This is a genomic window from Streptomyces sp. NPDC007983 (assembly GCF_042958345.1).
Lineage (GTDB): Bacteria > Actinomycetota > Actinomycetes > Streptomycetales > Streptomycetaceae > Streptomyces.
This window is the reverse complement of record NZ_JBIBJI010000008.1, coordinates 174,341-197,952: the sequence shown is the minus strand read 5'-3', so window position 1 is coordinate 197,952 and position 23,612 is coordinate 174,341. Positions and strand designations below refer to the sequence as shown.

The following is a 23,612-nucleotide window of genomic DNA, read 5'->3' as shown; positions in this document are numbered from 1 at the left end:
GGGCGGCTCAGCTCATGATCAGTCCGCCGTCGATGTTGACGGCCTGGCCGGTCATGTAGTCGGAATCGGGTGAGCAGAGATAGAGGGCGAGGCCCGCGACGTCGTCCGGCGTCTGGGGGCGGCCCATCGGCACGACGGCGGTGCGCCGCGCCCACGCCTCGCCCGCGGTCCACCCCTCGGCGGCGGACCACTCCTGGTCGATCTGGCGCCACATGTCGGTTTCGACCAGGCCGGGGCAGATGGCGTTGACGGTGATGTCCGGCGCCAGCGCGTAGGCCGCGCTCTGGGTGAGGCTGATGACGGACGCCTTGCTGGCCCGGTAGTGGGGCGTGAGGGGTGCCATCGGACCGGCGCCGTACCGTCCGGCGATCGAGGACATCGTGATGATCTTCCCGCGCGGACGGGTGCCGTGCGGGGGTTCCTGGGCGCGCATCCGGGCGGCGGCGGCCTGCATGGTCAGGAACGCGCCCTTGACGTTGACGGCGAACGTGGCGTCCCAGTCCTCCTCGGTGATCTCCAGGAAGGGCTTGACCTGCACGATGCCCGCGTTGCAGACCATGACGTCCAGCCGCCCGAGGCCGTCGGCGGTGCGCCGCACCATCTCGGCGCAGTCGGCGGCGCGGGTCACATCGCCCGCCACGGCGAGCGCCGGGCGGCCGAGGTCGGCCACCTCGGCGCGTACGGCCTCGGCGCGGGAGGCGTCGCGGTCGATGACAGCCAGGTGCGCCCCCGCCGAGGCGAGCCGCAGGGCGATGGTCCGTCCGATGCCGCGCCCGGCACCGGTGACCGCGACGCAGAGACCGCTGAGGTCCGCCACCCTCGTCCCTTTCGTCGGTGCGCCCGGCAGCATGGGTGGGCAGGCCGGGCCGTTGAGACTGGGACACTAGAGTTCGGCAATCTGGGATACAAGACATGTGCACAAGATTGCCGCGCGGATGCGGCAGGCCGCGTTCCGGTCTCTCTGGGCGGCTTACGCCCGATACGGGACGCGGGGCGGCGCGGTGTCACCCTCCGCCGAAGTCTCCCCCGCCGAAGCCGCCACCGAAATCGCCACCGCCGAAATCGCCGCCTCCGAAGTCACCCGGGTCGAAGTCACCGCCCGAGTAGTCGCCGCCGGAGTAGTCGCCCGCCGGACCGGCGCCGTAGTAGTCCCCGTAGGCGTAGGGCGAGGCGAGCGAGGCACCGAGCAGGGTGCCCGTCAGCAGGCCCGGCAGCAGCGCGCCGCCGAAGTAGCCGTACGCCCAGGGCGCGTAGACGGGTCCGGCGTCCCAGTACGGGCGCCGCCCCGCGGAGGTGTCGACCTGCCGGGCCATCGGCTCCTCGCCGTCGTCCAGCCGGGCCGCGTCCGCGGCGCAGACCGGAACGGTCCGCTCGGAGGTGCTGCCCGCCGGGGTCCACTGCCGGTCCTCGACCGAGGGGCCGTGCCGCGGGTCGAAGAAGCACGGGGGCCGGCGCTCCGGCAGCGGCCCGCCCGCCAGCCTGGCCTCCAGGGTGGCGAGCGAGAACCGGCCGTCCGCCAGCGTCTCGCTCACGTCCCGCACCTCCCTGGAGCCCCGCGCCTTCTCCATCGTCGTCTTGGCGCGCTCGTAGGAGTCCAGGGCCCGGGTGTAGTCCTCGCGCATCGCGTCGTCCGCCTTCGGGGACGCCGGGTCGAAGGCGACCCGGGTCAGCTCCTCGCCGAAGGCGGTGATGTCCTCGTCCACCAGCGGGCGGAGTTCTTCCAGCCGGACCCGCTCCTGCCGCTGCCGCCGCCTGGTGACGCGCTTGCTCACCAGGTAGGTGCCGCCGACGCCGACGACGAGCAGGATGGCGAGCGTGATGAGAAGCCCCAGCGCGCCGGTGCTTCCCCTGGGGGTGGCGGCGCCGTTCCAGGTGGCGGGCGCGTCGCCCTTGGCCTGCCGCACGGCGTGACCGGCGAAGTCGGTGAGCATGGCCCCGGAGTCGCCGGGGTGGGCCCGTTGCGCGGCGCCGGTCAGGTTCCGCACGGCGTCCCGGGAGAGGACCGAGCGGTCGGCGCCCGCGTCGAAGCGGTTGCCGAGCGCGACCGCGTACACGCCGGTGACGCCGACCTTCGTCCGCAGATCCCGCAGCAGGGTCGACCGGTCGTGCTTCTCGGCGGCGGGGAGCACGACGGCGAAGACCGGCTTGCCCGCCTTCTCGATCTTGTGCGCCAGGGCGTGGGCCTCGGTCCGGGGCAGGATGTTCCGGGCGCGTGGATCGACATGGACGGCCCCGTTGCGCAGGGAGGCCGCGGCGGTGTCCAGGGAGTCGGCGGCCCGTGCGCCGGGAGCCGCGGCGACGGCGGCGAGAAGCAGTGCCGCGATGACCATCGGAAGCACCAGCGCCGACCGGAAGACGCGTCGTACGGTCTCCATGACTACGACGCTAGCCCATATCGCGTAGTTTGCACGGTTTTCCCCCGACGGGAGCGCTCGCGGTCCGGCCAGGGCGGTGATCATCGCCGCTTTCCATGGTGGGTACCGTGGCGGGGACGCGGTACGGGGACGACGACAGGGTTGGGGGCCGGGCGTGCTGATCGAGGAGCTGCGGCGGGAGCTGCCGGACGGGCGGCTGATCGAGGACGAGCGGATCGCGGCCGGGTTCACGCACGACGAGGCGGAGTGGGCGCCGTACGGGACGCCGCGCGTGGTCGTACGGCCGCGTACGGCGTGGGAGGTGCGGTCCGTGGTGCGCGCCTGTCTGCGGCACGGCGTTCCGCTGGTCACCCGGGGCGCCGGAACCGGCCTCTCCGGCGGCGCCAACGCCGTCGAGGGCTGCGTCGTGCTCTCCACGGAGCACATGAACACCGTCCACGAGATCGACCCCGTGGAGCGGCTCGCGGTCGTCGGCCCCGGTGTGATCAACGACGATCTGCGGGCCGCGTGCGCCGAACACGGGCTCTGGTACCCGCCGGACCCGGCCAGCGCTCCCTGGTCCACCATCGGCGGCAACGTGGCCACCAACGCGGGCGGGCTGTGCTGCGTGAAGTACGGCGTCACCCGCGACTACGTCCTCGGCCTGGAGGCGGTGACCGGCACCGGTGAGCTGGTGCGGCTGGGCCGCAGGACGGCGAAGGGTGTCGCCGGGTACGACCTGGCGGGGCTGATGGTCGGTTCCGAGGGCACCCTCGGGGTGATCACCGAGGTCACGGTGCGGCTGCGCCCCCAGCGGGAGGCGGAGCGTACGGTCGCCGGTTACTTCTCGTCGGTGGTGGCCGCGGGCCGCGCCGTCACCGCGGTCGGGGCCGCGGGGCTCACCCCGTCCGCGCTGGAGCTGATCGACCGGCACTGCCTGGCCGCGGTCGACCGGTGGAAGAACATGGGCCTGTCCGTCGACGCGGACGTGGTGCTGCTGGGGCGTACGGACGCGCCCGGCCCGGCCGGGGCGCAGGAGGCCGAGCGCATGCTCGCCTGCTTCGAGGAGGCCGGGGCGACCTGGGCCGCGCAGTCCACGGACCAGGAGGAGGCCGACGCGCTCTTCGCGGCGCGGCGGCTCGCCTATCCGGCGCTGGAGCGGTTGGGCCCGGTGCTCACCGAGGACGTGTGCGTGCCCCGGGCGGCGGTACCGGAGATGCTGGCGCGGATCGAGCGTGCGGCCACCCGGCACGACACGCTCATCGCCAACATCGCCCACGCCGGTGACGGCAACCTCCATCCGCTGCTGATCACCCAGCCGGGCGACACCGCGGCCCGGGAGCGGGCCCAGGCCGCGTTCCGCGACATCATCGCCGACGCCATCGACCTGGGCGGGACGGTCACCGGCGAGCACGGTGTCGGACTGCTGAAGCGGGACGGTCTGGAGCGGGAACTCGCGCCCGCCGTGCTGGAGATGCACCACGCCGTCAAGGCGGCCCTGGACCCGCGCGGGATCCTGAACCCCGGCAAGGTCATCAGCCGCGGCTGAGCGGACACCGGGCCGCGCCCGTCCCAGTCGGTGAGACCTTTCCGGTGACGCCTTGAGCCGGGCGGCGGGGGCCGACCATACTGTCGGCCATGTCGAATGCTGCCGGCCCGCTCGTGGAACGCCTCCACGTCGACCTGTGCCGCCAGTCCAGCGCCTGCTGTCGCCTCTGACCCCGGCGCCCTCCCCGCGGACCACCACGCCTCCGGCCCCGTAGCGCCGCAGGTGTTCTGACGATTCGTCATCAGGCGTCCGCCCGTGGGGCGTTCACTTCACAGCGCTGTCCTTCCCCTCGCACCCCGCCACTGGGGCCGGTGTGCGCGCCGTCGCGCGCTCCCGTCCGCCTCGGCGCCCCGGCATGCAACGAAACGGTAGTCCCCCATGCCCGAAACGTCCCGACGGCCACTTCGCACCGTGGTGCTGTCCAGCCTCCTGGGCACCACGGTGGAGTGGTACGACTTCTTCCTCTACAGCACCGCCGCCGGCCTCGTCTTCGGCGACCTGTTCTTCCCCACCGGCAACGACACCATCGGAACCATCCTCTCCTTCGCCACCTTCGCGGTCGGCTTCCTGGCACGGCCCATCGGCGGTCTGCTCTTCGGGCACATCGGCGACCGCATCGGCCGCAGACGGACCCTCGCCGTCACCATGAGCGTGATGGGCGGCTCCACCACACTCATCGGCCTGCTGCCCACCTATCAGCAGATCGGCGTCTGGGCCCCCGTCCTCCTGCTCATCCTGCGGGTGGCGCAGGGCGTGGCGCTCGGCGGTGAGTGGGCCGGTGCGGTGCTGCTGTCCGTGGAGCACGGCCCGCGCGGCCGCGAGGGCCGCTACGGCAGCTACCCGCAGATCGGCCTGGCCCTCGGACTGGCGCTGGGGACCGGTGTCTTCGCCCTGCTCAGCAATGTGCTCAGCGACAAGGCCTTCCTCAGCTACGGGTGGCGGGTGGCCTTCCTGGTGAGTCTGCTGCTGGTCGTCCTGGGGATCACCGTGCGGCTCAAGGTGGACGAGACCCCGGCCTTCCGCCGGATCGAGCAGCGGCAGTCGGCGTCCCGGGTCCCGCTGGCGCGGCTGCTGAGGGACCCGGGCACCCGGCGGCACACCGTGCTGGGCATGCTGGCCCGGTGGGGCGAGGGCGCCGCGTTCAACACCTGGGGGGTGTTCGCGATTTCCTACGCCACCTCGACACTGCACCTGCCACGGACCCCGGTCCTGCTCGCCGTCACCTTCGCCGCGCTGGTGATGGCCGTACTGATCCCGCTGTCCGGCTCCCTGGTGGACCGGCACGGCGCGCGCCGGATGTACATCATCGGCATGGCACTGTTCGGGCTGAGCGTGTTCCCCGCGTTCTGGCTGTTCCACGCCACCGGGGTCTGGGGGTTCGCCGCGGCGATCGCGCTGACGCTGGGCGTGGTCCACGCCTCCTTCTACGGGGCCCAGGGCACCCTGTTCGCCTCGCTGTTCCCGGCGGAGGTCCGGTACACCGGCATGTCCGTGGTGTACCAGCTGTCCGGTGTCTACGCCTCCGGTATCACGCCGCTGCTGATGACGACCTTCCTCGCGCTGGGCCACGGCACTCCGTGGATCGCCTGCGGATATCTCGCGGCCACCGCCGTCGTCAGCGTCTGGGCGGCCTCGCGTATCCGGCCGTCCGAGACGTACTTCGCGTCGGGGACCGCCGAACGCCCCGCCCGCCCCACGGCCACCCGGTCGGCGGTGGCCGTGAAGTAGCGTCTTCGCGCGCCCTCGCGTCGCGCCGTCAGCGGTAGCCCCCTCGCCCCCATCCGCCGTCGTGTCCGGCCCAGCCCGAGGCCCAGGGCGCCTGCCCGTACTGCCCGTACCCGCCGTATCCGCCGTACCCGTACTGTCCGTGCCATCCGCGCTGTCCGTACTCTCCGCGCGGGCCCTGCCGGCCGTACCAGGAGCCCGCCTGCCGCGGGGGCGGATCCGCCGCCGGGGGCTTGGAGCGGTGCGGTGCTTTGGACGAGGGGCGCGACGGTGGCGGCGCGGACTTCGGGGGCGCCGAGGGTTCGGGGGTGCGCGCCGGCGGCGCGGTGCGGGCGGGCTTCGGGCGGACGACGGACACCTGACGGGGCGCCGCCTCCCGGTCCGGGCGGCCCGTCTCGGTCCGGTACCGGTTGTCGTCCGCCGCGCCACCCGCAAGCCACCGCTGCGACCTCGCGGAGTCGTCACGTGTTTTCAGGACCAGCCCGGCCCCCTTCTCCGTGGAGTCCGGGGTCAGGGCCAGTTCCTGGTTCCAGCGCGGCACCAGGGTGCCCTGGAGGGTGAAGTCGTACCGCACGTTCGCCGCGGCCCGCCGTGACGTGGTGGCGCAGGAGCCCAGTTGAACGGCGAAGCTCAGGCGGGAGTTGAGGCAGAGGTCGGGGTCGGCGCGGCTGCGCAGCAGGCCGTCGGCCTCGTACGACCACTCCTGGGTGACCGCGGAGGTGCACGGCGTGGCCTCGGTCTCGGCGCCCGCCTCGGGCTTGCCGCCGACGATGTCGAGACACAGTCCGTTCGCGGTGTTGCGCAGCCGTCCGCGCAGTGCGTCGTCCGGGCGGCCGTCGGCGCCGATCCAGGAGGGGTCCGAGCCGGGGGCCGTCGTGTCGCCCGCCCCCGCGCCCGGCTGCGAGGAGGGGGTGTCGCGGTCGTACGCGGCGTTCTCGCCACCGCCGGACGGGAGGACCGAGGCCACCGCCACCGACACCAGGACGCAGCCGCTCACGGTGGCCGCCGTCACCACGAGGAGTCGGCCGCGGGTGAGCCTCGGCCGTCTTCTGCGCGCCGCCGCGCGCGCCTTCCACCAGGGGTTCTTGCCCGCGGAGTGGCGGGGGCCCCCGCCACGTGGCGGGACGGAGGGCATGGGAGGGGGAGCCGCGACCGGGCCCGGTTCGGGGATGCGGCCCGGCCGGGAGTCGAGATAGTCCCGCGCGCCCCACCCCAGGACCGCTTCGGCGAGGAGAACGGCCGTCCGGCCGGTGGAGTGGTCCAACTGGTCGGCGGCATGACGGCAGTGCTCGCACCGGACCAGGTGCTGCCGCAAATCGGGGTCGAGCCGGGTGTCGCCGCGGCGGAGCGAAACGTCCAGCAGCCGGCTGTACTGGCGGCACTCCTCCTCGGGGGCCGTGTCGCGGTGGACCTCCAGACAGGCCTGACGCCAGCGCAGCCGGGCCCGCTCCAGCTCGGCGGGGGCATCGTCGGACAACCCCAACAGCCCTGCCGGTACGGCCAGTCGCTCCGCCTCGACCTCCGTGTGCCACAGCAGACAGCGGGCCGTCTCGGGGAGCCGCTGGAACGCGCGGAACACCAGACGTCTGTTCTCCGGCGGACGGAACCGCCCGTCCTCGCGCCCCCGTTCCCTGGGGACGGCCCGCAGGCCGGGATGGAGCAACGCGGCGCGCGGGCCCGCGTTCCACTCCTCCGCTATGCCCCGCACGGTGGCCAGCACCCGTGGCCGCCACGCGGTGGCCGGCGCGTTGCGCCGCAGCGCCTCCGCGAACAGCCTGGTGAACGCGGCGGAGGTGAGGATCCCCGCCGGGTGGGAGCCCGTGGTGCACAGGCTCGCGTAGGAGAAGGCCGCCTCCCAGTGACGGCCCAGCAGTTCCCCGGCGGGCTGTTGCTCGGACGGTTTCCCCGAACACTTCTTCATTTCGGCCGTGAGCTGTTCGTCCGTCACACCGAAGAGGGGGGTGGGGGTTAAGAAGTGCGCCAGGGCGGCATCGTTCACGTCTTTTCCCTTTCACAGGGCAGGGAGAAAAGTCCGTACCAATGAGGAGTGTCGGCCCTGTTGGCGGCGCCGAAAACACCTGACCCAGCTGGCGACACCTGCACCTTTGCACACGGAACCGATGCGGAACAAGGGAGTTCACATTTTTCGGGTTCGGGCGCTACGAAGGGCCACCGAAGTGTCGGTTGACGTTGCGAAATGCAAAGTGGCGAACGAATTCACCCATTGCGCCGGGCTACCAGACGGTAGGCATTGGACACCTTCCCCAGCCCGGCCAGTGGCTTGAGCAGCAGCCGGTCCAGTGCGGTGGCCACGACGAGCGGAGGAATGGCCACCAGCAGGCCCGCGCAGCGCAGCAGCCAGCGCGCGCGACCGGTCGGCCTGGCCAGCCAGGGGGCGTCGTCGGGCGGCAGGACCGCGTTGGCACCCAGCCACACCGCGCCCAGCAGGTCGACGGTGTCCGACGACTCGCGGTGCTGTTCCAGGACCACGGTGAAGCCGAGCGCTTCCAGTTCCTTCCGCAACGCCGCAACGGGGAGGAAGTACAGATGCTGGGGCTGGAGCCAGGGCAGCCAGAAGCGGCCGAAGAGGCGGGCGAACCAGCACTCGGGGTCCGGCACCTCGATGAGCACATGGCCACCGGGACCGAGGGCGCGGTGGGCCGCGCGCAGTTCCGCGCGGGGGTCCGTACTGTGCTCCAGGTAGTGGAACATGCTCACCACGTCGTAGCGCCCGGCCAGCCGCTCCCCGGCCAGCTCCGGGAAGCTGCCCCGGATCCCGTGGTCGATCCGCCCCTCCCGCTCGGCCAGTTCGACGCCCTCGGTGAAGTCCAGCCCGTCGAAGACCGTGCTGGGGAAGACGGTGCGGGCCACTTCGGGGAAGTGGCCGTGGCCGGTGCCGACGTCGAGCCACTTCGCCGGGGAGCCGGCGGAGGGCTTCAGGGCCTCGGCGCGGCCGAGGTACATCTTCCGCCGGCCGGAGAAGACGTTGCCCATGCCCTCCTCCCCCAGCCCGTCGTAGAAGTCGCGGTAGTAGAACTCCAGTCCGTCGGCGTTGAGCCGGGGGTTCTGGAACACCAGGCGGCAGTCCCGGCAGGTGTCCAGCCGGAAGCCGCCCGGCTTGTTCTGGAACCGGTCCCTGGTGCGCAGGCGGCGCTTCAGCCGGGGTGAGCCGCACCACGGGCAGTCCGTGCGGCGCGGCTCGAAGAACCGCTCGGTGCCCTGTTCCAGGTCGGCCCGGTAGCGCGGCCGGAGGGCGGCCACGGCCTCGGCGCGGGACGGGCGCGGGGCTTCCGCCCCGGGTCTGCTGGAGGTGGCGTTGTCCTGGCTCATCGTTCCCCCTCGGGGGTGGTGGTCGGGTGGGTGGTGGCCGTGGTGGCGGCCAGTCGTTCCAGGTGGACGGCGGCCGCGCGGGCGCCGCCCGCCGCACGGAAGGACGCGCCGACGCGCTCGGCGGCGGCGCGGTGGCCCGGTTCGTCCAGTACGGCGTCGACGGCCTCGCCGAGCGCCGCCGCCCGCACCCTGCCGAACCTGACCCGGACGCCCGCGCCCGCGGCCACCACCTGGGCGGCCACCACGGGCTGGTCGTCCCGGATCGGGGCCACCACGAGCGGGACACCGTGCCACAGGGCCTCGCACACGGTGTTGTGTCCCGCGTGGCACACGACCGCCGCCACTCGCTCCAGCAGGCGCAGCTGGGGGATCCGCGGGACCGTCAGCAGGTTCTTGTCGCTCTCCACGGCCACGGGGCCGAGAGTGCCCGCCGGATCGACGATGACCGTCTGGAAGCGGTCGGCCCGGGCGCGTACGGCCTCCCGGGACGCGGCGAGGAAGCGGGCGCCCGCGTCGGTGTTCGCGGTGCCGAGGGTGACCAGGACGGTGGGGCGGGCGGGGTCCAGCCACTCCCACGGGAAGTCCGGTTCGTCCGGGCGCCCGGCGATGGACGGACCCACGTAGCGGATGTGGTCGGCCGCCTTGACGGGCCGCCCGGCCAGTTCCTCGGTGGTGAACGCCAGCACCAGATCGGGCGAGAAACGGGGGTCGGCCGTGCCGCGCGGGTCGCCGATCCGGTCCCGCACCCCGGCCAGCAGCGCGTCCAGCCAGGCGTCGATCTTGGGCATGCCGTCCAGCGCGCCGGTGAACTCCGCCGAGGTGGTGGCGGAGGTGGCCCACCGTACGCCCAGCCGCTCGGCCACCAGGGGGCCCGCCACGGTCTGCTGGTCGGCCACCACCACATCCGGGCGGAACTCCTCGATGGCCCGGGCCACGTCGGGGGCCATGGCCTCGGCGAGCGGCACCAGGAAGTCCTCCCACAGGAACTTCAGCGCGCCCGGGCCGCGCACCTCGGGCGGGCGCTCCGCCCCGCCCTCGCCGATCACCGGCCCGGCGCAGCGGTGGACCGTGGCGCCGGGGCCGACCAGCCGCTGGACGACCTCCGGCAGCCCGGCCCAGGCCACCTGGTGGCCGCGGGCGGTCAGTTCGGCCGCGACGCCGACGGTGGGGTTGACGTGGCCGACGAGCGGCGGCACGACGAAGAGGAAGCGGTGTCCGGGGGACGCGGGTGGCACGGGTGGCACGGGTGGCACCGCGGTCACGAGACATCAGCTCCTTCGACCCCGGCCGCCACCGGGACGGCGGTTCCCTGTTCGCGGATCCAGGACAGCAGCAGCGCGCGTATCCGCGCGGGTGCCTCGGCCAGCACCGAGTGCCCCTCCCCCGGCAGCATGACCGTGCGGGCGCCGGGCGGCAGTGCCTTCAGCCATTCGTCCTCGGCGGCGAGTTCGGAGTCCGCGCCGTACACGGCCAGCGTCGGGCAGCGCAGCGAGCGGACCCGTTCCTCGCTCACCGTCCGGCTCGCCGCCACGTCGTCGGCGATCGTGGTCGTACGCACCAGCCGGGCCGCCGACTTGGCCAGCCGCGCGGTGTGCGCGCCCCGGTGGGCGGTGACCCAGGCGAGCGACTCGGCCTCGTGTGCGACGAGTTCGACGACGATGCGCCGCATGATTCCGCTGATGTCCGTCAGCCAGCTCTCGGTGGCCGGTTTCGCCTCGATCGTCGCGATACCGGCTATCCGTTCCGGGTGGCGCAGGGCGTAGCCGTACGCCACCGTGCCGCCGAAGCAGTTGCCCACGAGGTGAACGGGCGTGGTGATGTCCAGCTGGTCCAGCAGCCGCTCCAGATCGCTGACGAACGTCTCCAGCCGGTAGCCGGATCCGGGGCGCTCGCTGCGGCCGTGCCCCCGCTGGTCGTACATCACCACGTCCAGCCCGGCGGCGGCCAGGTCCGAGGCCACCGTGAAGTACCAGCTGGCCAGGGAGTCGGTGAGCAGGCCGTGGACGAGCACGACGGTGGCGGTGGGCGGCCGGCCGCCCGGCGGGGACAGCCGCTGTACGTGCAGGCGGATACCGTCCGGCCCGTCGCCGGTGCCGGGCGGGCCACCGAGGTGGATCATCGCCATGGGTCAGCTCCCCTCGGCCACTTGGAGGCACCGCACGATGTACTCCACGAGCTGCCCGACGGTGAGGCCGATGATCTCGTCCAGCTCCAGATCCGCCACGAACTCGGCGAAGTTGACCTCCTGCCCGTACCGGTCCTGAAGGGTGCCCGCCAGGGTCACCAGGTCGATGCTCTCCAGCTCCAGGTCATCGGTGAAGCGGGTGTCCATGGCGACCTCGATGTCGTCGAGGCCGTCCTCGTCGAGCATGTCCCGGAGCATTCCGGCGACGTCCGCGAGCACGGCCGGTGCGGCCGGTGTGTCGGGCGCGGGCGCCGGGGCGGTGGGTTCGACGGTGGTCACTGATCGGTCTCCTCGTCCTGATCCCGGTGGCCCGGACCGGTCGTCCAGGCCACGGCGTACTCCCTGCCCGGCAACCCGGACGGGTTGGCGGTCGTCGTGCAGCACACCCGGTAGCGGCGCGGCCGGTGTCCGGTGGCCGTGGCCACCTCGACCGTGAGCCGCGCGCGTTCCGCGTCCTCCGGCTCCACACCGACCACGGCGGCGTCCCGGCCGGTGCCGTCCGCCTTCGCCACCGCCGCCTTGGCGGCGCGGAAGGCCGTGGCCCACCGGGCCGTGTGGCTGGTGTCCGAGGCGGTGACGGAGGCGAGGAGTTCGCACTCGTCCGGGCCGAACGGCTCGTCACGGTCGGCGACTTCCTCGATGCCGATGCCGATGCCGAGGCCAGTGCCGGTGCCGCGTTGCTCGTCCGGGTGTCGCGGCACCACCAGGGCGACCCCGGCCTCGGCCCGGGCCGCCAGCGTCAGTTCCAGCGGGGGCAGGGTCCGGCCGTGGACGCCGACGGCGTACGGGCGGCCGTGTTCGTCGTCGCACACCCGGATCTCGGCCGGGAAGACCGGCCCCTCCCCCTGCTCCCACAGCCACCGCCGTACCGCGTCCTTGGCCGCGATCCGGCCCAGCAGCCACTGCCTGCGGCCGAGCGGCGGCTGCCGCGCGTACTCGGCGCGTTCGGCGCCGCCCAGGTGATTGCGCATGATCAGATCCCGCGAGGCCAGGTCCGGCCAGCGCTCGTACACCAGTGACCAGCCACCCGGCTGTGGCTGCGACAGCGTGTTGCGCTGCGGGAAGCGCTCCACCGGGCGGGTCTGCGGATGGTTGTCGAACCGGCGGTCGTGCCAACCGCGCAGCTCCGCCCACACCTGCCCGTCGGCCAGCAGCTGCACATCGGCCTCAAGCGCCGCATCGGTCAGCGCCACGATCCTGACCAGGCACTCCACCTCGGTGCCCGGCCGAGGCGGCGGACCGTAGAAGCGCATCAGACGCATCCCGACGGGAAAGACGACGGAGCGCTCGGTGTGCGTCGCCATGATCCAGTACCCGAGGAGCTGCCCGACGTTGTCCAGGAGCGCCCCGGGCGCGGCCGGTGTGGTGATCGTGCCGCGCACATGCGTCTCACCGATCGCGGTGAACCGGGTGAGCCCCTGGAACGCCGGACCGTGGAACATCCAGCGCTCGTCGTAGATCTGCGCCGCGGTGTGCTCGGGCACCCGCTCGGTGGCGGGGTCGACACGCCACGGCGCGGGACGGTCGGCCGGGTAGTGGGGCGCGAGCTGAACGGTGCCACGGGCGCTGCGGCCGAACGTGACGGTGTAGTGGGCGGGGTTGGTGGCGGACGGTGTCACGGTGACCGCGACGGTGCTGGGCGGCGTAGCGGTCACCCACTGATCGAAGCGCGCGCCGTGCACGGCCACGGCCACCCCGCCACCGTCCGCCGTGTGCTCCGCCGCGTCGATGAGGTGCTGGACGATCGTGGTGGCCGGAACCACGGGCCACCGATCGGACTCATCGGGCCAGCCGGCACGCTGCGGGAAGAAGCAGTGATCGCGGAGGTAGGGCATGGCCTCGGTGGAGACCCGCACGTCGTAGCGACGCGCACGGACCGAAGCCCGCCCGGCCCGCCCCGCCGCGACCACCTCGACCGCCACATCGGCCGTCTCCCGAAGGAGCGCGTCAAGCTCGGCAGCCCAGGGCGCGGCGGGGGGCGGTTGCGTGGGATGGACGGCGTGGTGGGTGCTGCCCGGGTGTGGGCGCGGCGGCGCGGGGTGGCGCGGCGCGCCCGTCGCCGGAAGTGGCGGCGCGACATGAGCCGAGTCCGCCGACGCCGCGTGCGGAGGTGTGACCTGGGCGGTGCCCGCCGACGCGTGGTGCGGCGCAGCTTGGGCCTGGTCCGCCATCGCCGGGTACGGCGGCACGGCCCGACCCCTGCCCGCCACCGCCGCGTACGGCGGCGTGACCTGGGCGGCGCCCGCCGTCGCCGCGTGCGACGACGCGGCGTACTGCGAGCCCGACGCCGCCGACTGCGGCGCCTCGGCCTGAACCCTTGCCGCCGCCGCGGGCGGCGGCACGGCGTGGTGGGAGCCAGCCACCGGGTGTTGGCGCGGCGGCGCGGGGTGGCGCGGCGCGCCCGTCGCCGGAAGTGGCGGCGCGGCCCGGTCCGTACTCGCCACGGCTGCCGGCGGCGGAAGTGGCGGCGCGGCCTCAACCGGGCCCGGGGGTGGCCAGGTCTGGTGGGGCGCCGGGGGGCGGAGCCCCTCGGTTTCGGGAAGGGGCGGGGTGGGGAAAGACCCCGCCCCCACAGACCTCAGCGCACCGCGCAGCTCACTCAGCCGCGGCTCGCCGAGCGAGATCAGCGCACCGTCCAGGTTCAGCCGCACCGGAGACGGAGGCCGCGCCGGACGCGCCCTCGCGCCGGGGCGCGGGAGGGCGGGGTCCACGGGCGCGCCCTCCGTCCACAGCGCGGTGGCGACGCGGCGCAGCTGGGCGACACCGTCGCGGTGGGGGGAGTTGGCGGCCACCACGAGGTGGTCGCGGCCCTGCAGCGTGTCGCCGATGAGCGAGGCCAGCTGGCCGGTGCCCATCTGTACGAACGCGCGGAAACCCGCGTCGTGCAGCGCCTGGATCAGCAGCCGGAACCGCACCGGCTCGAGGAGGTGCCGTACGAACAGCCGCCGCACCTCGGCCTCGGTGTCCGGATACGGTGCGGCGGTGGTTCCCGACCAGACGGGGACGCGGGGTGGCAGGAGCAGTTCGAAGCGTTCCGCCAGGGTTCTGATGGGGTCGAGGAAGGGGGCCAGCATGGGCGTGTGGAAACCGGATTGGAAGGGCAGGACCTGGGCGATCACGCCCGTGGCGCGCATCGCCCGGACGAACTCCTCGACGTCGTCCCGGGGCCCGCACACCATCGACTGGCTGGGCGCGTTGTCGTGCGAGAGCACGATCCGGCTGTCCGGCCGCTCGGCGAGCGCGGTGAGGACGCGTTCCGCGTCCGTGCCGAGGACGGCGAAGGTCACCCCGGGGACGCGCAGGGCGTCGGGGTCGAAGGAGTCGAGGAAGGCGTCGACGGCCTCGCCCGCGTAGAGTCCGCCCGCGGCCATCGCGGACCACTCGCCGACGCTGTGTCCGGCCACCGCGTCCGGCACGATTCCCATCCGTCCGAGCGCGGCGTTCAGCAGGCGTCCGATGCCGAAGACACCGACGCCGTGGCGGCCGATGTCGCCCGCTCGGGCCGCCTCGCCGTAGCGCTCGCCCGGGCGGCCGCCGGTGTGACGGGACAGGCCGAAGTATTCGGCGATCCCGTCCGTGCGGGGTTCGAACTCGGCTTCCAGGCCGGGGAAGACGAAGGCCAGCTTCCCGGCGGGGCTGCTCAGCAGGGATTCGGGAGTGAACCAGACGTCGTTGCGGCCACGCCATGGGCGGCCCTTGGCCACCACGCGCCGTGCGAGGGCGAGCCGCTTTGCGGTGGGCTCGACGATGCCCAGCCGGGTACGGGCGCCCCGCCCGGAAACGGGGGCGGGCGCGGTGGCCCGTACGGTCGCGTCGTCGGCGGCGAGCAGTTCGGCCAGCCGCTCCGGGGTGTCCACGGCCAGGGCCAGCACCCGCTCGGGTTCGGTCACGACGGTCGCCGGGCGCCGCTTCACCTCCGCGGTCGACTCCTGTTCCAGCACCACATGCGCGTTGATCCCGCCGAACCCGAAGGCGTTGACCGCGGCGCGCCGTACGGGGGCCTCCCAGGGGGTGGCCGCGTCGAGGGTACGGAAGCGGGTGGACGCCAGCCCCGGGTGCGGGTCGTCGCAGTGCAGGGTGGGCAGCAGCCACCCGTGGTGGACGGCGAGGGCGGCCTTGACCAGCCCCGCGACACCGGCGGCCGGCATGGTGTGGCCGATCATCGACTTCACCGAGCCGATGACGGCGGACCCGTCCGGCGCGCCGCCGGGCCCGAACACCTCGGCCAGCGTGGTGAGTTCGGCCGCGTCCCCGGCGGGGGTGGCCGTGCCGTGCGCCTCCAGCAGCCCGATCGAGCCCGCTTCGCGCGGGTCGAGGCCCGCGGCGCGCCAGGCCTGCCGTACGGCGCGGGTCTGGCCGCCCGGGTCGGGGTTGACCAGGCCGGTGGCGCGGCCGTCCGAGGCCACGCCGGTGCCGCGGATGACGGCGTAGACGCGGTCGCCGTCGCGCCGCGCGTCGGCGAGCCGTTTGAGGACGACCACACCGGTGCCCTCCCCGATCAGCAGGCCGTCGGCGGCGCGGTCGAAGGGCCGGATGCGCTGGCTCGGCGACAGGGCGCGCAGCTGCGCGAAGACGCTCCACAGGGTGATGTCGTGGCAGTGGTGGACACCGCCCGCGAGCATCACGTCGCACCGCCCGGAGGCCAGCTCGCCCACCGCCTGGTCGACGGCGACGAGGGAGGACGCGCAGGCGGCGTCCACGGTGTAGGCGGGTCCGCGCAGGTCGAGCCGGTTGGCGATGCGGGAGGCGGCCAGGTTGGGCACCAGGCCGATGGCCGTCTCGGGGCGGTCCGGGCCGAGCTGTTCGGTGAAGGCGTCCCGGATCCGGTCCAGGTGGCCGGGGCCGAGGCCGGGCAGCAGCTCGCGGAGGGTCCGTACGAGCTGATGCGCGGTGCGGACCCGCTGGTCGAGCCGGACCAGCCCGGGGGTGAGGTAGCCGCCCCGGCCCAGGACGACGCCCACCCGCTCCCGGTCGGGCAGATGGTCGTCGCCGCCCGCGTCGGCGATGGCGGCCGCCGCGACGCCGAGAGCGATGAGCTGGTCGGGCTCGGTGCCGGACACCGAGTTCGGCATGATGCCGAAGCGGGCGGCGTCCACGTGCGCGTACGTGTCGACGAAGCCGCCCCGGCGGCAGTACACCCGGTCGGGCGCGGCCGGTGTGCCGGTGCCGCCGCCCCGCGGGTCGTAGAACCCCGCGTCCCACCGCCCGGCCGGGACGTCGGTGATGGCGTCCACGCCACCGGACAGGTTGCGCCAGTAGGTGTCCAGGTCCGGGGAGCCGGGCAGCAGGACCGACATCCCGACGATGGCCACCGGAGACGGATGCGGACGTGCCGTCATGGTCACCAGCCCGAGGCGGTGTAGACGACGGCCTGGTCCGGCTCATCGCCCCAGGCCAGCTCGCGCAGCAGCGCCAGCGCGCCCTCTTCGGGGTCGATGAGGGAGATGCCGCGCCGGGCGTACTCCCGGCCCAGCTCCGGGGTGACCATGCCGCCGTGGGCGCCGGCCGGGGCCCAGGGCCCCCAGTGCACGGTCAGCGCCCGGCGGCCGGTGCGGGCCCGCCACCGCGCGCCGAGGGTTTCCAGGGCGTCGTTGGCCGCGGCGTAGTCCACCTGGCCGCGGTTGCCGAGGGCGGCGGAGATGCTGCCGAACAGCACCGTGAACGCCGGGGGTTCGGGCAGTTCCGCGAGGGCGTCCAGCAGGGTCCGCGCACCGTCCACCTTGGTGCCGAAGACCCGCCCGAAGGACTCGGCGGACTTCTCCGCGATCAGCCGGTCCTCGATGACACCGGCCGCGTACACGGCGCCGTCCAGCCGCCCGTGGTCGGCGTGGATCTGCTTCACGGCCTGCAGCACCGCCGCGTCGTCCAGGACGTCCACCGAGCGGTAGCGCACCCGGCTGCCCAGCGCGCTCAACTCGGCCAGGGTCGCGGCGACTTCGCGTCCCGCGAGGATCCGGGCGGCCTCCCGCTCGATCCCGGCCGGTGTCGCGCCGCCCCGCGCGGCGAGCGCCGCGCGCAGCGCCGTCTCGTCGCGTGCCGCCGCGGTGTCCGGGTCCTCCGGGCCGGTGGGCTCGGGCGTGCGGCCGAGGAGTTCGATCCGGCAGCGGGCGGCGGACGCGAGGGCGAGGGCGCACCGGGCGGTGATGCCGCGCGCCCCGCCGACCAGGACCACCACGGAGTCGCGGTCCAGGCCGAGCGCGGCGGCCTCCGCCGCGCCGTCCCCGGCGGGCCCGGCGCCCGAGGCGGCGAGCGGCCCGAGCGGGGTGTGCGTCAGGTCCAGCCGGTGGCGGCGTCCGTCGGCGTCACGCAGGACGACGGGCGTACGGTCGGTGGCGGACAGCTCGTCGAGCAGCGCACCGGCCACGTCGTCGGCGGACACGGGCCCGTCGGCGGCCAGCTCCACCAGAGTGGCGGCCACGTCCGGGTATTCCCTGGCCACCGTACGGAACACCCCGCGCAGCCCGGCCGGGCGCGGGTCGAGCGGATCGGCGGTACGCACGGCGAGCAGCCGGCGCGGTGCGCGGCGCAGCGCCGCCTGGAGTACGGCGAACGCCTCTGGCAGCAGGGGCGCACCGGACCCGGCCAGTGGGTCGAGCAGCAGCACGCCGTCCACCGGGCCGTCCTCCTCGGCGAGCAGATGGCCCGCGGCGAGGGTGACGGTCTCGGCGCCGTGCCCGGCGAGCCGGGCGGCGACCGCGCCGGCCACGCCTCCCGTGTCCCCGCCGAGCAGGACGAATCGCCGGCCGGTGAGGTCGAGCGGCCCGGTGCCCTCCGGCTCGTCCAGGGGTACGGGCACCAGCCGCATCCGCCGGGGCGCCACGCCCGGCACGGCGGCGGGCTCGACCACAGGCTCGGCAATAGGCGCGGCGGCGGGTGTGGCGGCGGGGGCGAGACGTGCCGTGAGCCAGTCGGTGACGGCCGCCGTCGTACGGGCCTTGGCCAGCTCCTCCAGCTCCTCGTCGCCCAGCGCGGCGGTTCCGGCGCCCGCGACGCCGAGGCGCCGGGCCAGCTCACCGGCGATCTCGGCGCGCTTGATGGAGTCGATGCTGAGGTCGGCTTCGAGGTCGAGATCGGGTTCGATCATGTCGACGGGGTAGCCCGTGCGTTCGCTGATGATCTCGGAGACCGCGCGCAGGACATCGGCCCCGGTGGCGGGCGCGGCGGCCGGTTCCTCCGGAGCGGGTACGACGGTGGCGGGTACGGAAGCGGCCACGGGCTCGGCAGGCATGGGCAGCGCGGCGGCCGGGGCGGCCACGGGCAGCGGGGCGGTGGCGGCCGGGAGTGGCGCCGCGGGCCGCTCGCCCGGCGCCCCGCCGAAGTAGGTGAGCAGGACGTCGCGCTGGGCGGCGATCATCTCCCGGCTGGTTCTCAGGTATTCGGCGATCAGGGCGTCCCGGTCCCCGTATCCGCCGTCGCCATTGCGGTCCGTCTGGCTCACCGTCGCCTCCACGACACGTCGGGCCGGTGCCAGCGCACCGGGGAGAAGGTCACCGTCCGCGGTGCGGACCAGTTGTCCGTCGACCGTCCATCCGGGCCGCTTCGGCGGCGGGGCGGTCGCCGCGTCCACGGCGTCCCGGCCGCGGAACAGCCAGCCCGTGCGCACCGGGACCCCGGCGATCGCCAGCCGGGCGAGGGCGTCGAGGAAGCCACGCGGCCCCTCGAAGCCGCCCGGCCGCGCCTCGGTGGGGGCCCGTCGCGCGTCGCAGGCGACGGTACGGTGCGGTCGGTCGCCCAGGATCTCGGCCACCAGCCGGGTCAGCACGGTGCCCGGCCCGGCCTCGACGAAGATCCGGGCGCCCGCCGCGTACATGGCCTCGATCTGTTCCTGGAAGCGGACGGGGGCGCCGATCTGGGCGGCGAGTTCGGCGCGGATGGCGTCCGGTTCCGCGCCGTGCGGGGCGGCGGTGCGGTTGGCCCAGACGGGGAACTCCGGTGTTGCCACCGCGTGTCCGGCCAGTGCCTCGGCGAAGCGCGGCCCGGCCCCGGCGACCAGCGGGCTGTGGAAGGCACAGGCCACCGGGAGCCGCCGGACGGTGTGTCCGGCCTCCCGCAGCAGCTTGATCGCGTCCGCCACTTCCCGCTCGGGGCCGGAGATCGCGGTCTGCTGGGGTGCGTTGTGGTTGGCTGCCACCACCTGCTCTGCGAGCCCGGCCTCCCGTAGCAACCGCTCGACGGTGTCGGCCGGAGCGGTCACGGCGGCCATGGTGCCCGGTTCGTGTCCGGCGGCCTCGGCGGCGTCCAGGATGGCGGCCGCCCGCTCGGCGCTGAGCCGGGGCAGGGTGCGCGGATCGAGGGCGCCCGCGGCGCACAGCGCGACCAGCTCGCCGTAGCTGTGCCCGGCCGCCATGTCGGGCCGTACTCCGGCCGAGGTGAGCAGGGTGTGGGCGGCGAGCCCCACGATGCCCAGGGCGGGCTGGGCCACCCGGGTGTCGGTGAGGGCGGCGTGTTGCGCGGCCCTCCCGGCGTCGTCGAAGGCGGCCGGGGGGTACAGCGCACCGGCGTGTCCGGGCTCGTCGAGGAGGTGCCGCCGCAGTTCGGGGAAGGCCACGAACACGTCCGCGAACATCCCGGGCCGCTGGCTGCCCTGCCCGGGGAAGAGGAAAGCCACCTTCCCCACCGGCTCCCCGGGCTCGGTGTCCGGGGCGATATGCAGTCCGTCGTCCCCGCCGCCCGGTCTCGGCGGCCCGGCGAGCGACACATCACCCGACAGCACCCGCCGTAACCGCTCGGCCAGGTCGTCCAGGTCCGTGGCCACCACCGCCACCCGCACCGGTTCGTGGCCGGTGTCGGCCCGTCGGGAGGCGGCCAGCGCGAGGTCGCGCAGCCGCCAGGGCCGCCCCGCCGCGTCGTTGGCCTCGGCCTGCCGCAGCGTCTCCTCGACCGCGCGCAGCGCCGCCGCCCGGTCGGCCCCGCGGAAGAGGAAGAGCTCGCAGGGCCAGGCGTCGAGCGTGTGCGCGGGGGGTGGCGCTCCCTTTCCGTGTGCCGCGAGCACCACATGGAAGTTGGTCCCGCCGAAGCCGAACGCGCTGACCCCGGCGACCCGGTGCGCGGGCGCCGTGGCCCAGGGCCGCGCCTCGGTGTGGAAGACGAAGGGTCCGCGCTCCGCGTCCCACGCCGGGCCCGGCCGCGTCAGGTGCAGGGTCGGCGGCTTGACGCCCGTGTACAGCGCCAGCGTGGTCTTCACCAGCCCGGCCAGCCCGGCGGCGCATTTGGTGTGCCCGATCTGGGACTTGACGGAGCCGAGCGCGCAGCCGCCGGGGGCCGCCCCGGCCTCGGCGAACACCTCGCTGAGAACGGTGAGTTCGGTACGGTCCCCCACGACCGTACCGGTGCCGTGCGCCTCGACCAGGCCGACCTCGGCCGGGGTGACCCCGGCGCTCGCATAGGCGCGCTCCAGCGCGGCCCGCTGGCCCTCGGGGCGCGGGGCGGTCAGCCCGAGCGAGCGGCCGTCGCTGGAGGAGCCGACGCCCTTGATGACGCCGTAGATCCGGTCGCCGTCGCGTTCGGCGTCGGCCAGCCGCTTCAGGACGACGCACGCGACGCCCTCGCCGAGCGCGATGCCGTCGGCCGATGCGTCGAACGCCCGGGAACGGCCGGTCGGGGACAGGGCGTGCACGGAGGAGAAGAGCACATAGTCGTTGATGCCGTTGTGCAGGTCGGCGCCGCCGCACAGGACGAGGTCGCTGGTGCCGGCGGTCAGCTCCTTGCAGGCGACGTCGACGGCGGCCAGCGAGGACGCGCACGCCGCGTCCACGGTGTAGTTGGCGCCGCCGAGGTCGAGCCGGTTGGCGATCCGCCCGGAGATGACGTTGGCGAGCATGCCGGGGAACGAGTCCTCGGTGAGCCTGGGCAGCTGCTCGGCCAGGCCCTCGGGCACCTCGCGGAAGTACGACGGCAGGACGGCACGCAGCGTCTGCGCGTTGGACAGGTCGCTCCCCGCCTCGGCGCCGAACACCACGGACGTGCGCGACCGGTCGAAGGCCCGGCGCCCGCCCCCGGGGTCGCCGTACCCGGCGTCGTCCAGCGCCCGGCGGGCGGCCTCCAGGGCCAGCAGCTGGACGGGTTCGATGCTGCCGAGGGAGGCCGGGGGGATGCCGTAGCGCAGCGGGTCGAAGGGGATGCGCGGCAGGAAGCCGCCCCACCGGGAGGCGGAGGCGCCGTCCTCGTCGCCGGTGTAGTGGACGGCGGGGTCCCAGCGCTCGGCGGGCACCTCGGTGATGGCGTCCACGCCGCCCACCACATTGGCCCAGAACGAGGCGAGGTCGGGCGCCTGCGGGAACATGCAGGCCATGCCGACCACGGCCACGTCCAGCGGCGCGGGCGGCGGTGCCGTCGCGGGGGCCGCGTCCACACCCAGCCGTGCGCGCAGCGCCTCGGCCCGCGCGGTGAGGAAGTCCGTCGCGGCCGGGCCCACCGCGTGGTGCAGGGCGGCGATGGTGGTGGTGGCCGAGCGCAGTACCGCGACCTGCCCGGCCATGAACATGCCGTCGGAGAGCTGGCGCTGCTCGTCTGCCTCGGTCAGATGACCATCGGGGCCGCGCTCCAGGCCCTTGCTGGCGATGCGCAGCCGCCCGACGTTCAGCCGCTCCAGCCGCTCCCACAGCTCCCGGTCGGGAACGCCCTCGTCGCGCAGCCGCTCCTTGAGGGTGCGGTAGCTGTCGGTGAAGGGGCTCGGCACACAGCGCGTGGCGTGGCCGGGGGCGGTCTCCAGCAGCGCGGTGCGCTCGGCGGCCAGCACCTGGCGCTGGAAGAGGGGCTGTACGGCGCCGTGGGCGACGGCCTCCTCGGTGAACAGGTACGCGGTGCCCATCAGCAGCCCCGCGGCGACGCCGCGCCGGGTCAGCGGGGCGGCGAGCGCGGCCACCATCGCGGCGGACCGTTCGTCGTGCACCCCGCCGGCGAAGTAGATCTCGATGCCCTCGCCGCCGGACGGGCGCGCGGGGTCGTCGAGGAAGTCCTCGATGACCGCGAGCTGCGCCTCCCACAGCGGGAAGCTCGCGCGCGGACCCACATGGCCGCCGCATTCGGAGCCCTCGAAGACGAACCGCCGCGCCCCGCCCTCCAGGAACTGGCGCAGCAGTCCGGGCGAGGGCACATGGAGATAGGTGGTGATGCCGTCCCGCTCCAGCGCCGCGGCCTGGGACGGCCGCCCGCCCGCGATGATGGCGTGGCTCGGGCGGATCTCCCGTACGGCCTCCAGCTGGGCGCTTCTGATCTCCTCCGGGGCGAAGCCGAGTACGCCGACCCCCCACGGGCGGCCGGTCAGGGCGGCCGCGGCCTCCTCCAGCAGGGTGCGCGCCTGGTCGCGTCCGGCCAGGGCGAGCGCGATGAACGGCAGCGCGCCGTCCGCCGCGACGGCGGAGGCGAACCCCGCCTGGTCGCTGACCCGCGTCATCGGGCCCTGCGCGACCGGCAGTTGGATCGCGGGGTCGTGTGCCGCATCCCGTACGGCGTCCTCCACGGCGCCGCGGATGGCGTCGGTCATGCCCCGGACGGCCCGGCCGGTGTCCCGCCAGCGCTCCGCGAAACGCGCGGCGAGGAACCCGTCCTGACCCACCGGCAGCGGCGGCCCGGGGTGCGGGGAGCGGGCCCTCGGGCGCAGCGCGCGGTGCCCGTCGACGACGGTGGTCTCCGAACCGTCCATCGGCCGGAGCATCGCGGCACGGTCTTCGGGGAGCCCCGATTCGGCGAGCAGGGCCAGCTGGGTGTCCAGGACGACCCCGGCCGCGCCCCCGATCACCGCAGCGGCGGCGGTGCGGGGGCCGATGCCGCCCCAGGCCCACACCGGTACGGACACCCCGGGCTCGGCCAGGAGCCGCTGGAGCAGGACGAAGGTGCTCAGTTCGCCGACCGGGCCGCCGCATTCAGCGCCCCGGGCGATCAGCCCGTGCGCCCCGGCCCGTACCGCCTCCAGGGCCTGGTCCAGGTCGGTGACCTCGGCCAGGACGCGGTGGCGGGCGGCGACGGCGGCGAGCGGCCAGGGCGCGCCGACGCCGAGGACCACGGTGTGCGGTCCGGGCCCGGCGCCGTTCCCCGGGGGTCCGGTGTCCGGTGGTGCGGCGTACCGCAGATCCGCGGGCGTGAGGAGGCAGCCCGCCGTCACGCGCACCCCGTACCGTCCGTCGGGCACCCAGTCGTCGACGCGTTCCCACGCGTCCAGTGCTGTGCGGCGCGTCGTTCCCAGGTCGAGGACGCCGAGACCGCCCGCGCGGCTGACCGCCGCGGCGAGTCGGGGGTGCGGTTCCCCGAACGGAGTGATACCTATAACAAGATCGCCAAGATACGCAACGGATGACATGTTTTCTCCGGATAAATCGCTGGAGCCGCGAAAGGGAGATAATTCTGACATGCACGTCTAACGTACGGCTTGCGCCTTTTACACAGAACGACGCGGAGGCGAAATTAGCGATCCGGTTACTGAGCCGTCAACAAGTTGCGAGCGCCGCACCTGCCATGACGGGCTGGATCT

Annotated in this window: 12 protein-coding genes; 3 read left to right on the top strand and 9 right to left on the bottom strand. The window is 74.4% G+C overall.

All coding sequences use genetic code 11. From position 1 onward, the window contains the following. Nucleotides 1–7: 7 nt before the first annotated feature. Nucleotides 8–817: a glucose 1-dehydrogenase gene (locus tag ACFZCY_RS25435; RefSeq protein WP_391177553.1), complete on the bottom strand. Its 810-nt coding sequence runs from the start codon at nucleotides 815–817 to the stop codon at nucleotides 8–10. A 187-nt stretch (nucleotides 818–1,004) separates the two neighbouring features. Then, nucleotides 1,005–2,375: a hypothetical protein gene (locus ACFZCY_RS25430; RefSeq protein ID WP_391177550.1), complete on the bottom strand. Its 1,371-nt coding sequence runs from the start codon at nucleotides 2,373–2,375 to the stop codon at nucleotides 1,005–1,007. A gap of 169 nt (nucleotides 2,376–2,544) precedes the next feature. Here ACFZCY_RS25430 and ACFZCY_RS25425 point away from each other — a divergent pair, with 169 nt between their 5' ends. The 3 genes from ACFZCY_RS25425 (at nucleotide 2,545) to ACFZCY_RS25415 (ending at nucleotide 5,631) form a co-directional block, all read left to right on the top strand. Beyond that, on the top strand, nucleotides 2,545–3,903 hold the full coding sequence (locus ACFZCY_RS25425; protein ID WP_391178306.1) for an FAD-linked oxidase C-terminal domain-containing protein: 1,359 nt from the start codon (nucleotides 2,545–2,547) through the stop codon (nucleotides 3,901–3,903). Nucleotides 3,904–3,992: 89 nt separating this feature from the next. Further along, nucleotides 3,993–4,073, top strand: a complete 81-nt coding sequence (locus ACFZCY_RS25420) for a putative leader peptide (RefSeq protein ID WP_391178303.1) — start codon at nucleotides 3,993–3,995, stop codon at nucleotides 4,071–4,073. A 208-nt stretch (nucleotides 4,074–4,281) separates the two neighbouring features. Then, the gene (locus ACFZCY_RS25415) at nucleotides 4,282–5,631 is read left to right on the top strand and encodes an MFS transporter (protein WP_391177546.1); all 1,350 of its coding nucleotides are present in this window, start codon (nucleotides 4,282–4,284) and stop codon (nucleotides 5,629–5,631) included. 28 nt (nucleotides 5,632–5,659) lie between these two features. Here ACFZCY_RS25415 and ACFZCY_RS25410 read toward each other — a convergent pair whose 3' ends face one another. The 7 genes from ACFZCY_RS25410 to ACFZCY_RS25380 all read right to left on the bottom strand — a co-directional run bounded on the left by ACFZCY_RS25410 (nucleotide 5,660) and on the right by ACFZCY_RS25380 (nucleotide 23,441). Then, nucleotides 5,660–7,627 carry a ricin-type beta-trefoil lectin domain protein gene (locus ACFZCY_RS25410; protein ID WP_391177544.1) on the bottom strand — a complete coding sequence of 656 codons (1,968 nt, stop codon included), beginning with the start codon at nucleotides 7,625–7,627 and terminating at the stop codon, nucleotides 5,660–5,662. A gap of 218 nt (nucleotides 7,628–7,845) precedes the next feature. Further along, nucleotides 7,846–8,958 carry a methyltransferase domain-containing protein gene (locus ACFZCY_RS25405; protein WP_391177542.1) on the bottom strand — a complete coding sequence of 371 codons (1,113 nt, stop codon included), beginning with the start codon at nucleotides 8,956–8,958 and terminating at the stop codon, nucleotides 7,846–7,848. Further along, a complete protein-coding gene (locus tag ACFZCY_RS25400) occupies nucleotides 8,955–10,220 on the bottom strand; it encodes a nucleotide disphospho-sugar-binding domain-containing protein (RefSeq protein ID WP_391177540.1) in 1,266 nt (421 codons plus the stop codon). Before ACFZCY_RS25400 ends, ACFZCY_RS25405 begins: the two co-directional genes overlap by 4 nt. Continuing rightward, nucleotides 10,217–11,083 (bottom strand): alpha/beta fold hydrolase, encoded by an 867-nt coding sequence (locus tag ACFZCY_RS25395; RefSeq protein WP_391177537.1) that lies wholly within the window; start codon nucleotides 11,081–11,083, stop codon nucleotides 10,217–10,219. Before ACFZCY_RS25395 ends, ACFZCY_RS25400 begins: the two co-directional genes overlap by 4 nt. A 3-nt stretch (nucleotides 11,084–11,086) precedes the next feature. Then, nucleotides 11,087–11,422 (bottom strand): phosphopantetheine-binding protein, encoded by a 336-nt coding sequence (locus ACFZCY_RS25390; RefSeq protein ID WP_391177535.1) that lies wholly within the window; start codon nucleotides 11,420–11,422, stop codon nucleotides 11,087–11,089. Further along, nucleotides 11,419–16,482 (bottom strand): beta-ketoacyl synthase N-terminal-like domain-containing protein, encoded by a 5,064-nt coding sequence (locus ACFZCY_RS25385; RefSeq protein ID WP_391177532.1) that lies wholly within the window; start codon nucleotides 16,480–16,482, stop codon nucleotides 11,419–11,421. Before ACFZCY_RS25385 ends, ACFZCY_RS25390 begins: the two co-directional genes overlap by 4 nt. Before the next feature lie 2 nt (nucleotides 16,483–16,484). Next, nucleotides 16,485–23,441: an SDR family NAD(P)-dependent oxidoreductase gene (locus tag ACFZCY_RS25380; RefSeq protein WP_391177529.1), complete on the bottom strand. Its 6,957-nt coding sequence runs from the start codon at nucleotides 23,439–23,441 to the stop codon at nucleotides 16,485–16,487. Nucleotides 23,442–23,612: the final 171 nt, after the last annotated feature.

What these genes read in the sequence shown, in the direction of transcription:
- ACFZCY_RS25430 (WP_391177550.1), bottom strand. Translation starts at nt 2,375, where the DNA reads ATGGAGACCGTACGACGCGTCTTCCGGTCGGCGCTGGTGCTTCCGATG.
- ACFZCY_RS25420 (WP_391178303.1), top strand. Translation starts at nt 3,993, where the DNA reads ATGTCGAATGCTGCCGGCCCGCTCGTGGAACGCCTCCACGTCGACCTG.
- ACFZCY_RS25415 (WP_391177546.1), top strand. Translation starts at nt 4,282, where the DNA reads ATGCCCGAAACGTCCCGACGGCCACTTCGCACCGTGGTGCTGTCCAGC.
- ACFZCY_RS25405 (WP_391177542.1), bottom strand. Translation starts at nt 8,958, where the DNA reads ATGAGCCAGGACAACGCCACCTCCAGCAGACCCGGGGCGGAAGCCCCG.
- ACFZCY_RS25395 (WP_391177537.1), bottom strand. Translation starts at nt 11,083, where the DNA reads ATGGCGATGATCCACCTCGGTGGCCCGCCCGGCACCGGCGACGGGCCG.
- ACFZCY_RS25385 (WP_391177532.1), bottom strand. Translation starts at nt 16,482, where the DNA reads ATGACGGCACGTCCGCATCCGTCTCCGGTGGCCATCGTCGGGATGTCG.
- ACFZCY_RS25380 (WP_391177529.1), bottom strand. Translation starts at nt 23,441, where the DNA reads ATGTCATCCGTTGCGTATCTTGGCGATCTTGTTATAGGTATCACTCCG.